Below are 12502 nucleotides of genomic sequence, written 5' to 3'. Positions count from 1 at the left end.
CCACGACCAAGCGTTCAAGGGTTAAGCATTCAGGCAAAGAACAAGAACCTAGAATCCGACGCCCCCGCCTGGCGCTGGCCGGCACACCTTCCTCGCCGTCTGTGCCACAGCCCAGACTGCCCCCACCGTCATCAACATCTTCACCGGTGGTGCCAGCGAGGTACACCCGTGTCGGCCTGTCGCAGATATCCAGCCACGGTATCGAAGGCAGCCAGACCTCAGTGCAGGCCACCAAAGCCTTGGTGGAAAACCCCAACCTGCTGCAAGCCCGCCACAGCGAACTGGCCCTTGCCCTTGGCGACTCGGTGGCCGATGCCTGGAAGGGCAAGGCCGATGCCGGCGTCAATACACCGCTGAAGAAGCCACCTGCCATCGCTGGCTGGCCATGGACGATCCGACGCCAAACTCCTACCTGGCGCGATCCTGCCAGTTCGTGATGACACCGACCTGCGAACCTGCGCTCTGGACTGATCGGCGCCTTTCGCAGGAGGTGGTCACCAGCCTCAGCCAGGCCCTGAACCAGTTGAAACAGCGCTATGGCAATCGGGAGTTTGAGCTGGTGGGATATTCGGGAGGCGCGGCACTGGCACTGCTGCTGGCGGCACAGCGGGAGGACGTCACCCAGGTCCAGACCCTGGCGGGCAACCTCAGCCCACGGCTTTGGGCGCAGATGAAAGGGCTATCATCCCTCGATGGTTCACTAGATCCGTTGGACTATCGGGATCATCTGGCATCGATACCGCAGCGACATCTTGTAGGAGACGCAGATGACGTTATCCCAGAATCGCTAGCCAAGGCCTACTTGGCACGCCCCCCCTTATTCCTGTAGTCAGGTCGATCTCTCGCCTGCTACTAGTCACCAGCAAGGCTGGGAGAACGCTTGGAAAAATGGAGGGGTCAGCCGCTAGATTGCAATAGCAATTGATCCCATTGCCACAAGCCGCCTTGGCTAGGGGTCACCCCAAACAGAAAAACCATCGCCACCATGACCAGAGCTACCTGTCGAGACAAGGAGAAATTGGCCGACCCTGTTGAAAAGGTCGGTTTCTGAGAGAACTACTTTTCGACGCCTCAAAAATCATTCAATTCAGGCGTTTCTACGGCAGCTCCGTCTTTCTGAACGATCCAGACCTCAACGCCGATAGGCGCTTTGCCCAATACGTAGCTGCTTCCTACGTAATGAGCAGAACTCTATCCTCGGAAACGGCATCCCATACGGAGTACAACAGTGCAGCGTTCCGCTATCAAGAAGCGGTGATCAGTTAGCTCACAGGAGTTTGGGGTGACAGCACACCCACGGCCATTGGAGAGCTACCAGTTATTCAATCGGCTCGATTAGCTGATGCACGTTTGCCTCATTCTGAGTTGCTCGATGCGACGTATAAGGATATATAAAGCGCAGTTAATCGGTATCATTGCCAGCAGCGCTACCCAATCGCTTCAATGACTTTTTCAATAGCAAGAACCGTGGATGCTGGAGTCCATAATGAACGGATTCCGGAGTTGCTGTAGCAGGCCGACCGCACAAACACCTTCGCCACACCCACATGCATTGATTGCAATTGAAGTCCGCCCTCTTGGAATGACGCCGCAAACGACGAGTGCCCGACCCAGTGTGTTATAGTCAACGCCCCCATCGTCCACTGACAATCGGCATCATTGGCGCCTCGGGCTTCATCGGACGCTACCTGCTGCAGTCCTTGCTTTCCCGGCAATGCCAGATTCGACAGCTACTTCGCTCGGCGGCGACCGCTCCCTCGCAGGATGGCACCCGTCATTACAGTGGCGACCTGAATGCACCAGGAGCGTTGAATGCGTTTCTCGAGGGCACCGACGTTCTGATCAATCTCGCGTGGCCAACCACTGCAGAAGATTCTCCGTACCACCATGCCCGTCAGCTCGCGTCGGCTTGCATCGAAAATGGCGTACAACGACTGGTGCATATCAGCACAGCGATGGTCATAGGTCGTCCCGGCACCAAGTATGTCGATGAGAATACGCCCCCCAATCCGCTGTCCCTCTATGAGAAAAGCAAATTGACGGTAGAACGGGAGTTGGCCACCCACCTTGGTTCCCAGGTCGACCTGGCGATAGTTCGACCGACCGCCGTGTTCGGACCAGGCTCGAAGAACCTCGAGCAACTAGCGCGACGCATGCTCGAGTGGCCGCTCTGGAGCCGCTATCTGCTGCGCTTCGTATACGGACGCCGAAACATGCATCTGGTGCCGGTCGAGGATGTGGTGCGAGCCATAGAACTGCTCGCCTTTCACGACTCCCCACTGCGAGGTCAGGCTTTCATCGTCGCGCAGGATACTCATCCGTCGAACCATTACCAGGGCGTCGACGAACTCCTGGCGCCGGCCTTGGGCGTCCCGCCGCTCCGTTCGAAGGTAAGGATTCCTGCGCCGATGCTGCACGCGCTGCTTCGCCTTTCACGCCGCTCCCAGGACGACCCGCGGCTGCATATCAGCGGGACACGCCTTGCCCACCTTGGCTTCGTCCCGAGCAGGAACTTCGAACGGGCCATCGCGGAATATGGCCAGTGGTACGCCCTGAAGAAGGAACGCAACCCATGAGAATTCTGCTGGTCTGCGACTCCATCGACCCCTCCCTGGGGGGCGGTACCGCTGAGCGCACCTTCCAGTTGGCCAAAGCGCTGCAGGCACTGGGTCACATCGCCATGCTGCTCACCACCGATGTCGGTCTGACAGCCGAACGGCGCGCGCAGCTGGCTGAATTCGAGTGTCTTCTACTGCACAACCTGGGGCGCCGCTTCTACCTGCCGCTGGTATCGCCGGCGCGTATCGGCGATTGGATAGCACGGGCCGACGTGGTGCAGATCACCGGGCACTGGAGCTGGCTGTCGGGGCTGGCCGGCCTGCTCGCGCACAGGCACAACAAGCCCTATTTCTACTGTCCGGCCGGCTCGCTGCCGGTATCGGGTCGCTCACGCCTGCTCAAGAAGTTCTATAACACGGTGATCGGCAACCGACTGGTCCGCGATGCCGAGTGCTGCATGGTGGTGACCGATGCGGAACGCCTGGATTACTTGCCCTACGGTGTGCCAACCGAAGCACCACTGTTGATTCCCAACGGTGTGCATCTGGAAGACCAGCAGAGGGCGTTTCCGCCGACACGTTGGGCACCGGGCAGCGCTGAATCACCTTTGATCGCCTTTCTCGGGCGCCTGGCACCGATAAAAGGCCCTGATCTGCTGCTGGAGGCCTTCGCACAGATCAGGGCGGATTACCCGACCGCGCGCCTGGTCATGGCGGGTTCAGATTTCGGCGAGCGAGCCTCCCTGGAAGTCACAGCACAGCAACTGGACATCGCCGGCCGCGTCGAGTTTACCGGCAATCTGCTGCCAGACAGCAAATACCCGTTGCTGCGCGCAGCAGACTTGCTGGTCATCCCTTCGCGAAAGGAAGCGATGTCCATTGTAGCGCTGGAGGCGGGCCTGATGGGTACGCCGGTGCTGCTCACCGATCAGTGCGGCTTCGACGAAGTCGAGCAAATCGGCGGTGGCCGGGTCGTTCCAGTCGATGCCACCGCCATTGCTGAAGGTATGCGGCAAATGCTGTCGCAACGAGAACTGTTGGCCGTCCAGGGCCAGCAGCTCAGAAAACTCGTGCTGCAGAACTACACCTGGCGCGAGGTGGCCCAGCGCTGCCTGAACGCCTACTCATGCCACTGAGCGACACCCTACTGAACTAGAAGAAAAAAGGATTGGGAATGCTGAAAGACAAATGTTTGCTAATCACCGGAGGGACAGGCTCCTTCGGTAACGCCGTTCTGGACAGTTTCCTCCACAGCGACCTGCGCGAGATCCGCATCTTCAGTCGGGACGAGAAGAAGCAGCACGACATGCGTCTGCGCTACGCCCACCCCAAGTTAAAGTTCTACCTAGGCGACGTGCGTGACTACAACAGCCTCCAGGGCGCCATGCGCGACGTCAACTACGTGTTCCATGCTGCGGCGCTCAAGCAGGTACCATCGTGTGAGTTCTACCCGATGGAGGCGGTGCGCACCAACGTGCTGGGCACCGAAAGCATGCTCAACGCCGCCCAAACCTGCGGCGTGAGCCGAGTAGTCTGCCTGAGCACCGACAAGGCGGTCTATCCGGTCAGTGCGATGGGCATTTCCAAGGCGCTGATGGAGAAGGTGGTCATCGCCAAGGCACGCGAGCTCGACAGCAGCCGCACCACCGTCTGCACCACGCGCTATGGCAACGTGATGGCCTCGCGCGGCTCGGTCATTCCACTGCTGATCGAACAGATTCGCAAGGGTCAGCCGCTCACCCTGACCGATCCTAGCATGACCCGCTTCATGATGACTCTCGAAGAGGCCGTGAAGCTGGTGATGTTCGCTTTCAACCGAGGCTCCAACGGCGACATCTACGTTCAGAAGGCCCCCGCCGCCTCCCTCGCCACTCTGGCCAGAGCGCTGTGTGAACTGTTCGACGTGCCCAATCACCCAATCAAGATCATCGGCACCCGGCACGGCGAGAAGCGCAGCGAAGCGCTCCTGAGCCGCGAGGAGATGACCCAGGCCAAAGACCTGAGCGACTACTACTGCATTCCGCCGGACAACCGCGACTTGAACTACGCCAAGTACTTCGAGCAGGGTGAGATCGAAATCAACCACACCGACGACTACAGCTCGGACAACACCTATCAGCTCAACCTCGAGGAAACCAAGAAGCTGCTGCTGGGCCTTCGCGTGATCCGCAAGGCGCTGAACAACGACGTCGACGAATTGGACTAATCGCCATGAGCCCCCTCATGATCCTCGGCGCCAACGGAATGCTTGGCTACAGCCTGCTGCGCCACCTGAGCGCTAACCCCTCGCGTGTCGTGCACGGCAGCCTGCGAAGCCTTGCTCCGTCCCTGCCGGGCGCCGGTTCGGCGATGCTGCACGGCGGTATCGAAGCCACCGATTTTTCCTGTGTCGAGGATCTGCTGGAGCAGGTGAAGCCCGATGTGCTGATCAACTGCATCGGTCTGATCAAGCAACGCGACAACGCAGTCGATCCCGTGCTCGCTATTGCACTCAACGCAAGCTTTCCCCACCAGTTGGCGGCCTGGTGCGACAGGCACGGCTCACGCCTGATCCACTTCTCTACCGATTGCGTGTTCGCGGGCGACCGAGGGGGCTACCGGGAGAGCGACCCAGCCGATGCGGACGACCTCTATGGCCGCTCCAAGCACCTAGGCGAAGTCGACTACGGCAGGCACCTGACCCTGCGTACCTCACTGATCGGACACGAACTGGCCAGCCAGCTCAGCCTGATCGACTGGTTCCTCAGCACCCAGGGATCGGTTTCCGGCTATGCCAACGTCATCTTTTCGGGACTCCCGACCGTCGAAATAGGCCGCCTGCTGGACGAACGCATTCTTCCCGAGAAAGGCCTGACAGGTCTCTACCATCTCAGCGGCGAGCCAATCGACAAGGACCGTCTGCTGCGAATCGTGGCCAGACACTATGGGCACTCCGTGGATATCCACCGCTGCGAGGAGCCGCGCCTGGATCGATCGCTGAACTCTGATCGCCTGCGCGCAGCACTGGAGTACGCACCGCCGAACTGGGAAGAGCTGGTCACCCGGATGCACGAAGATTACCTGAGATACTACGCCGCATTGCGCAGCGCAGAGGAACGCCATCCATGAAGAAGCTTAAGGTCATGACCATCCTGGGCACGCGCCCGGAGATCATCCGCCTCTCGCGGGTCATCGCACAGCTCGACGAATTCTGCGACCACTGCATGGTGCACACCGGGCAGAACTACGATTTCGAACTGAACGAGGTCTTCTTCAATCAATTGCAGGTCCGCCGTCCCGATCATTTCCTGAATGCGGCCAGGCAAACAGCCGCCGCCACCATCGGGCAGGTCATCATTGCCATCGATCCCATTCTGGAACAGGAAGCGCCGAATGCGATTCTGATCCTCGGCGATACCAACAGCGCCCTCGCCGCGATCGCCGCCAAGCGGCGCAAGATTCCAATCTTCCACATGGAAGCGGGTAACCGCAGCTTCGACCAGCGGGTGCCCGAGGAGATCAACCGCAAGATCGTCGACCACATCTCCGACATCAACCTTACCTACAGCGACATCGCCCGCGAATACCTGCTGCGCGAGGGCGTACCGCCGGACCGGGTCATCAAGACCGGCAGCCCGCTAGGCGAGGTGCTGCACCACTATCGTCAGCAGATCGTTTCGTCGCAGATGCTCCAGGAACTGGAGCTGGAGCCACGCAACTACTACCTGGTCAGCACGCACCGTGAAGAGAACGTCGACAATCCTCGCCAACTTGCCAGCCTGGCATCAGTTCTCAACGAACTGGCGCAGCGGCGATGCGTGATCGTCTCGACCCACCCCAGGACCCGCAAGCGCATTGACGAACTCGGCCTCGAGTTTCATCCCCGGGTACGGCTGCTCAAGCCCCTGGGTTTCCTCGACTATGTCTGGCTGCAGATTAACGCCACCGCAGTCCTCTCCGACAGCGGCACCATCACCGAGGAAGCCTCACTGCTCAACCTGCCAGCGCTGAACCTGCGCGAAGCCCACGAGCGGCCGGAAGGGATGGAGGAAGCCTCGGTAATGATGGTCGGCCTCGACCGGGAACGTGTGCTTCAGGGTCTGAGCATCCTGGAAAGGCAACCGGTCGGCGAGCAGCGCCTGCTGCATCTGGTCGCCGATTATGCGGCGGACAACGTATCGGCCAAGGTACTGCGTATCCTTCACAGCTACGTCGATTACGTGAACCGAACTGTCTGGCGCAAGGAGTAGGTGGTGCGCTGGCTGCTGCTCACCCAGTACTTCTGGCCGGAAAATTTCCGCATCAACGAACTGGCTGCCGAACTCGAGCGTCGCGGGCACCAGGTCACGGTCCTGACCGGCGTGCCGAACTATCCCGAGGGCGTGCTTTACCCGCAGTACCGAGTCTCGCCCGCGAGTTGGCGGCGCATGGGCAACGTCGAAGTCATCCGCGTCCCCCTGGTGCCCCGCGGCCAGGGGGCATTTCGCTTGATGCTGAACTACCTGAGCTTCGCCATGGCCGCCTCGACCCTGGGTGCCTGGAAACTGCGCGGGCGCGAATTCGAGGCGATCCTGGTATTCCAGCCCTCGCCGGCCACCATCGGTCTTCCCAGCGTCATCCTGCGCCGCCTCAAGCGGGCGCCCACGCTGTTCTGGGTCCAGGACCTCTGGCCCGACACACTGCAAGCCATCGGCATCGTGCAATCGGCTCGCGTCCTGCGCTGGATGGACCGGCTACTGGGCTGGGTCTACGCGCGCACCGACCTTCTACTCGCCCAGTCGCAAGCCTTCGTGCCCCGCTTGCGCCAGCAGGCGCCCGAGCATGTTCCCATCAGCTACCTGCCGAACTGGGCGAGCCCTTCCCCTGAAGCATTGCAAGCTTCACCCCGCGCGCCAGTGGCTGAGCGCGCTGTGTTCAAGATCTATTACCTGGGCAATCTCGGCGAGGCGCAGGATTTCCCCACGGTGCTGGACGCCATGGCCCAACTTGCTCACCGCGATGACCTGCACTGGTGCTTGGTCGGCGATGGTCGACTGGCGGGCTGGATTGCCGAGCAGCTCGAAGCGCGTGCGCTCACGAACCGCGTCAGCCTCCTGGGAGCCTTTCCACCCGACCAGATGGAGCGCTTCTACGAGGACGCCGATGCCCTGCTGGTTTCGCTGAAATCCAACCCGCTGTTCGCGCTGACCGTACCGAGCAAGGTGCAGTCCTACCTTGCCGCGGGCGTTCCACTGCTGGCGATGCTCGATGGCGAAGGCGCGCGCATTGTGCGCGACGCCGGCGCAGGCCTCACTTGCGCGGCGGGCGACAGCGCCGGTCTGGTCAGTGCAGTACAAGCGCTTATGACTTTGCCAGCCGAGCAGCGTCAGCTGATGGGTCAGAGCGGGCGCGAGTACAACCGGCGGGAATTCGATTTCCAGCAGTTGGTCGATCGGCTCGAAGGAATGATCAGGACCGTGCCGACATGAGCGCCACGTCCACGCCGATCACCACCAGCAAACGTTCCAGCCTCGCACGCAACAGCGCCATATCCCTGGCCGTTCGCCTGCTCGCGGCGGTCTCGGGCCTGCTGGTCACTACGCTTATCACCCGCACGCTGGAGCCCGCGGCGGCGGGCAGCTATTTCATCCTGTTCAGCTTCTGCTCTATCGGCGCCATCGTCGTCGGCTGTGGGGGCAATCTCAGCGTCGTGCGCCTGGTCTCCGAAGCGATGGCCCTGGGCCGACCGGCACAGGCCCGAGGCGCGGTACGAATGGTCCTGCTACTGCTGGCCATCGCCTCGCTGCTCTTCGCTGCCGTATTGCTGTTGCCGCCGGTGCGTGAGCTGCTGGCGATGCTCCTGAGATTCCCACCGGACGGCCTACTGCTGGTTTTGCTGGTCGTCTGGACGGTCGGCCTGGCGCTGCAATCGGTCCTCGCAGAAGCTTTCCGCGGCCTGCAGGACATCTTTCGTGCCTCGGTGTACGGCGGGCTGTGCACCAGCGTTCTCTGCCTGACGGCGTTGGGCCTCACCGCGCTGTATAGCGTCCCAACGCTGCGACAGACCATAACCCTGGTGGCCGTGGCAGCCCTGCTCGCAGCGCTGATCTGCTCGCTCGCGCTGGGCCGCGCACTGCGCCGCCTGCCTGCGCCCGAGCTGCCGGGTTGGCGATCGCTGCTCGCGCTGTCCCTGCCGTTGTGGGGAACCAACCTGCTGCTCGTCGTCCTGACCCAGGCCGACCTGTGGATTCTCAACCAACTGGCCGACACGGCCGACGTAGCCCTTTATGGCGCCGCCTCGCGCCTGACCCAACTGCTCACCCTGCCCCTACTGGTACTCAACTCGGCCCTCATTCCCATGATCAGTGAGCAGCATGCGCTAGGCCAGCACGCACGCCTGCAAAGCCTGCTGCGTGACTCGGCCGCGCTGGCTGCACTGCCGGCCATCGTGGCGCTGGTCCTGTTCGCTGTCCCCGGGCCGCTGCTGCTGGAGCTGTTCTTCGGTGGCAGTTACCGGGCCGCCCACACGGTGCTGCTGATCCTCGGAGCCGGGCAGTGCATCAACGTGCTTTGCGGCTCAGCCGGCTACGCCCTGATGATGACCGGGCACCAGCGCGACATGTTGTGGATCACCGTGTTCAGTGGCGCGCTCCTGATTCCCCTGGCATTCGTCCTGGGCGACTGGCTTGGCTCCTGCGGCGTCGCCCTGGGCGTCGCCATCGCGCTGGCGGTGCAGAGCGTGGCCATGTGCATCTGCGTAAGAATGCGTCTGGGGCTAGTGACAGTTGCTTCGCCGCAAGGGATGCTACATCCTCTGCGAACCCTGAAGAGACTGCTATGAGCCCGTGCGTCAGCCTGGTCGTACCTGCCTACAACGCAGAGCATTACCTCGCCGAAGCGCTGGACAGCCTGCTTGCCCAAGACTATGGCAACCTCGAGATCATCGTCGTCAACGACGGCTCGACCGACCGGACGGCGTCCATCCTGGAAGGGTATGCCGATCAGGTCGTGGTGCTGCAGCAGAGCAACCAGGGACAATCGGCCAGCCTCAACCGCGCCTGGCAGCAAGCCTCGGGTGACATCCTGGGCTACCTGAGCGCCGACGATCGCCTCGAACCCAACGCCGTCAGCAAACTGGTCGCCGCGTTGGCCGAGGACGAGCAGCGCATGCTGGTCTATCCCGACTACTGGCTGATTGATCACGAGGGTCGGCGACTCAAGCAGATCATCGCGCCGGCGTTCGATCACTTCGAGGTCGTCATCAACGGCTTCTGTCCGGTGGGGCCCGGCGCCCTGCTGCGGCGCTGCGTACTGGAGCAGATCGGTGGATGGGACGCGCGCCTGCGGCTGATTCCCGACTGGGATTTCCTGCTACGCGTAGGGCTGTGCGGCAAGGTCTACCATTACCCGGAAACCCTCGCCGCCTTTCGAGTACACGAGCAATCGCAGACCTTTCGCGCACCCGACGAACAGCGAGCGGCGGAGTATACCATTGCCGTGCAGAGCTTCTTTTCTCGAAGCGATGTGCCAGCCAGCCTTGCACGGCAGCAATTCCGTTCCCTGGCCAATACCCAGGTGCTGACGGCGCGTCTACACCTGCTGGCCAGGCGCTGGCGCAAAGCCGCTGGCGCGCTGATCGAGGCTTCGCGCTGCTGGCCGGGCTGGCCAACTCGCTACCGCAACCTCAAGCTCCTCGCCAACGGCCTGTTCGGCTTGCCACGCTTGCGAGCTAGGAATGCATTGCGCGCCTGGTTGAGGCAGCGGCTCGATCAACCGTCCCGCAGATAGAAGAGCCTTTCCCCGGAAAGCATCAGCCAGAGCAACGCCATGGCGAATGCCGAGGTGGTTTCGCCGATCTGGAACAGCTGGTTGTTGGCCGGCGCGTAGTAGAACAGGATGAGCATCATGTACACCATCGTCAGCCAGACGACGCCCTGACGGTCCAAGCAGCGACGCCAGCCCAGCGATAGCAGGAAGCCGAACACTCCCATCAGGAACAGCGTGCCTCCCAGGCCAAAATCCGAAACCAGCCAGGTATAGAGCGAGTGCCAGAGCATCATCATGCTCCAGCCCTTGCGCTGCTCCAGCACATTGGGCAGCGCGTTCTCGGTGAAGTAATGGGTGCCCAGCAAGGTGTCCATGTTCCGGTTCAGGAACATGGAATTGCCGAAACCGAAGGTGCTCGGCGAGTCCAGCTCCATGCTCGCGGCAAAGGCGTAGTAGCCCTGGCCCATGTAGCGCGTCAGCGACTCATAGGTGACCATCAGCGCGGGCGACAGCAACTGGGCATATTCGCCATCGCGGCGATCGGCCTGGACCGTCACCTGGCCCGCCGGCAGCACCCCGGACTGCCCCACCCCGCCCACCCGTCCCACTTGGCCGGCCGAGAAGAAACCCAGGAACAGCGCAAATGCCAGGACGAACAGCACGAGGTAACGGGGACGGAATACCTGCAGGCGGATGCCGCCGGACCAGCTCGCCAGCACCAGCAGCAACGGCAACGTGATGACGACGTCGGCGATCCCCTTGTTGGTGCCCGTGGCCATGTACACACACATGTGGAATACCACCGCGCCGGTGCCCAGCAAGCGTCGCCTCCGGCCCAGGCTTCCCCAAAGATACACTAGTAGCGGGAAAGTCGAGGTGATGGGAACGGCCAGGAGAATCCGCAGATACTCCGCCCACACATAGGCATTGCCGCCGAGCAGGCGGTAGTAGTTGTCCAGATAGGCCTGCCCTGGATCGCTGATACCGAATAGGATGTCCGGAATTGCGCTGCCCGTGCGGGCCAGGCTTGTGGGAACGGCCAGGGCTAGGCTGATTACCAGGCAGAAATCGAAGAAGCACCGCAGCTTCAAGGGATCGAGCTCAGCACCCTTGGGCGAGGGCGCGCATGCGGCGGCTAGGTAACCGACGAGAAAGCAGGCCTGGGAGGCCAGCAGGAACACCAGCAGCGATTCAGGCTCCTGCACCGGCCACGGCCAGGGGCCGAAGAAGAACAGCAGGACGCTCAACCCCAAGTACGCCTGAAAGAAGAACAGCGGGAACAGCCAGCGCAGCAGCCGGACGCGATCAGTCAGCACGCAGGCGCCTCGTGCCCAGACGCGCCAGCATCACCCGGATCGGCTTGCTCAGCGTGTTGCGCACCAACTGCAGCCAATAGCGTGGATGCATGAAGTCACGGTGACGCGAACAGGCCTCGGCGAAATAGCGCCCGCCCTGCAGCAGGCGGCCACCACGCATCGCATTGCGTGCCATGAGGAAATAGGCGAACGCATAGGCTTCCTGCTTGCGGGAAAGGATGCTCGGCGCAACTTCCCCGGCGTAGTACTCGTCGAGCACCCGGAGATATTCCCGGGATTGTTCGTCCGAGGTCGATCGATAGGAAATGGATTGAGTATGCAGGCGGTAACCGGCCAGCGATTCGGCCTGGAAACAAATGCTCCCTTCGCTGGCCAGGCGCATCCAAAACTCACGGTCCGGCGCCAGGCGCAGGTAGGTCTTCCAGCCGCCCACCCGGCGAAAGGCGTCTGCCCGGAACAAGGCCCCAGGGCCGATGTGGCACTCCTGCCGCACCACCAGTTCATCAAGATCGAAGCCTCGGCAAAGACGGCGTTTGACCACTACCCCCTCCTCGTCGATGAGATCGCAGTCCGGATAGACACAGACCACCGACGAGTCCTCTTCCAGCACCGCCACCAGCCGCGCTATCGCTTCGGGAGCCAGCAGATCGTCCGAGCTCAGGTAGCCGATGTACTTGCCCTGGGCGGCGCTCCAGCCGGCATTCAGCGTGGCGGCCTGCCCCTGGTTGGCCTGGGTCGACCACTTCACACGGCCGTCGTAGCGACGCAGCACCGTCTCGGTATCGTCGCTGGAGCCGTCGTTGATGACGATGTACTCGATGTTCGGATAACTCTGCCCCAGCACACTCTCGAGTGTTGCCTGCAGATAGCGCGCCTGGTTGTAGGTGGGGGTCACCAATGTCA

General features: G+C 61.9%; 10 protein-coding genes and 2 pseudogenes. 10 read left to right on the top strand and 2 right to left on the bottom strand.

What is annotated here, in order from left to right:
• Positions 1-68: 68 nt before the first annotated feature.
• The 10 genes and pseudogenes from N5C91_RS15225 to N5C91_RS15180 all read left to right on the top strand — a co-directional run.
• A pseudogene (locus N5C91_RS15225) lies at positions 69-377 on the top strand (TAXI family TRAP transporter solute-binding subunit); the annotation flags it as partial.
• A 2-nt stretch (positions 378-379) separates the two neighbouring features.
• Positions 380-925: pseudogene (locus N5C91_RS15220) on the top strand (alpha/beta hydrolase); the annotation flags it as partial.
• A 676-nt stretch (positions 926-1601) separates the two neighbouring features.
• Entirely contained in the window at positions 1602-2576 is a 975-nt protein-coding gene (locus N5C91_RS15215; protein WP_279830299.1) for an NAD-dependent epimerase/dehydratase family protein, read from the top strand.
• Positions 2573-3694, top strand: coding sequence for a glycosyltransferase family 4 protein (locus N5C91_RS15210; RefSeq protein ID WP_279830298.1), 1122 nt, complete (start codon positions 2573-2575; stop codon positions 3692-3694). The genes N5C91_RS15215 and N5C91_RS15210 overlap by 4 nt, the downstream gene beginning before the upstream one ends.
• A gap of 38 nt (positions 3695-3732) precedes the next feature.
• A complete protein-coding gene (locus N5C91_RS15205) occupies positions 3733-4764 on the top strand; it encodes a polysaccharide biosynthesis protein (RefSeq protein WP_279830297.1) in 1032 nt (343 codons plus the stop codon).
• Between the two features lie 5 nt (positions 4765-4769).
• Positions 4770-5666 (top strand): SDR family oxidoreductase, encoded by an 897-nt coding sequence (locus N5C91_RS15200; protein ID WP_279830296.1) that lies wholly within the window; start codon positions 4770-4772, stop codon positions 5664-5666.
• Positions 5663-6787: a UDP-N-acetylglucosamine 2-epimerase (non-hydrolyzing) gene (wecB, locus tag N5C91_RS15195; RefSeq protein WP_279830295.1), complete on the top strand. Its 1125-nt coding sequence runs from the start codon at positions 5663-5665 to the stop codon at positions 6785-6787. Before N5C91_RS15200 ends, wecB begins: the two co-directional genes overlap by 4 nt.
• Before the next feature lie 3 nt (positions 6788-6790).
• Entirely contained in the window at positions 6791-8005 is a 1215-nt protein-coding gene (locus tag N5C91_RS15190; RefSeq protein ID WP_279830294.1) for a glycosyltransferase family 4 protein, read from the top strand.
• The gene (locus N5C91_RS15185; protein WP_279830293.1) at positions 8002-9357 is read left to right on the top strand and encodes a lipopolysaccharide biosynthesis protein; all 1356 of its coding nucleotides are present in this window, start codon (positions 8002-8004) and stop codon (positions 9355-9357) included. The genes N5C91_RS15190 and N5C91_RS15185 overlap by 4 nt, the downstream gene beginning before the upstream one ends.
• On the top strand, positions 9354-10304 hold the full coding sequence (locus tag N5C91_RS15180; protein WP_279830292.1) for a glycosyltransferase: 951 nt from the start codon (positions 9354-9356) through the stop codon (positions 10302-10304). The genes N5C91_RS15185 and N5C91_RS15180 overlap by 4 nt, the downstream gene beginning before the upstream one ends.
• Here N5C91_RS15180 and N5C91_RS15175 read toward each other — a convergent pair.
• Together N5C91_RS15175 and N5C91_RS15170 are read right to left on the bottom strand one after the other, a co-directional pair.
• The gene (locus tag N5C91_RS15175) at positions 10286-11599 is read right to left on the bottom strand and encodes a hypothetical protein (RefSeq protein ID WP_279830291.1); all 1314 of its coding nucleotides are present in this window, start codon (positions 11597-11599) and stop codon (positions 10286-10288) included. The two genes, N5C91_RS15180 and N5C91_RS15175, sit on opposite strands and share 19 nt — an antisense overlap.
• Positions 11589-12494 (bottom strand): glycosyltransferase, encoded by a 906-nt coding sequence (locus N5C91_RS15170; protein ID WP_279830290.1) that lies wholly within the window; start codon positions 12492-12494, stop codon positions 11589-11591. The genes N5C91_RS15175 and N5C91_RS15170 overlap by 11 nt, the downstream gene beginning before the upstream one ends.
• Between the last annotated feature and the right edge of the window lie 8 nt (positions 12495-12502).

Source organism: Pseudomonas sp. GD03903 (genome assembly GCF_029840045.1).
Taxonomy (GTDB): domain Bacteria; phylum Pseudomonadota; class Gammaproteobacteria; order Pseudomonadales; family Pseudomonadaceae; genus Pseudomonas; species Pseudomonas pseudonitroreducens.
Note: the sequence above shows the minus strand (reverse complement) of the source record. Positions and strands in the feature narration are given on the sequence as shown.

Excerpts from the sequence above, each read along its gene's own strand:
- N5C91_RS15185 (WP_279830293.1), top strand. The coding sequence starts at position 8,002 with ATGAGCGCCACGTCCACGCCGATCACCACCAGCAAACGTTCCAGCCTC.
- N5C91_RS15210 (WP_279830298.1), top strand. The coding sequence starts at position 2,573 with ATGAGAATTCTGCTGGTCTGCGACTCCATCGACCCCTCCCTGGGGGGC.
- N5C91_RS15200 (WP_279830296.1), top strand. The coding sequence starts at position 4,770 with ATGAGCCCCCTCATGATCCTCGGCGCCAACGGAATGCTTGGCTACAGC.
- N5C91_RS15180 (WP_279830292.1), top strand. The coding sequence starts at position 9,354 with ATGAGCCCGTGCGTCAGCCTGGTCGTACCTGCCTACAACGCAGAGCAT.
- N5C91_RS15205 (WP_279830297.1), top strand. The coding sequence starts at position 3,733 with ATGCTGAAAGACAAATGTTTGCTAATCACCGGAGGGACAGGCTCCTTC.
- wecB (WP_279830295.1), top strand. The coding sequence starts at position 5,663 with ATGAAGAAGCTTAAGGTCATGACCATCCTGGGCACGCGCCCGGAGATC.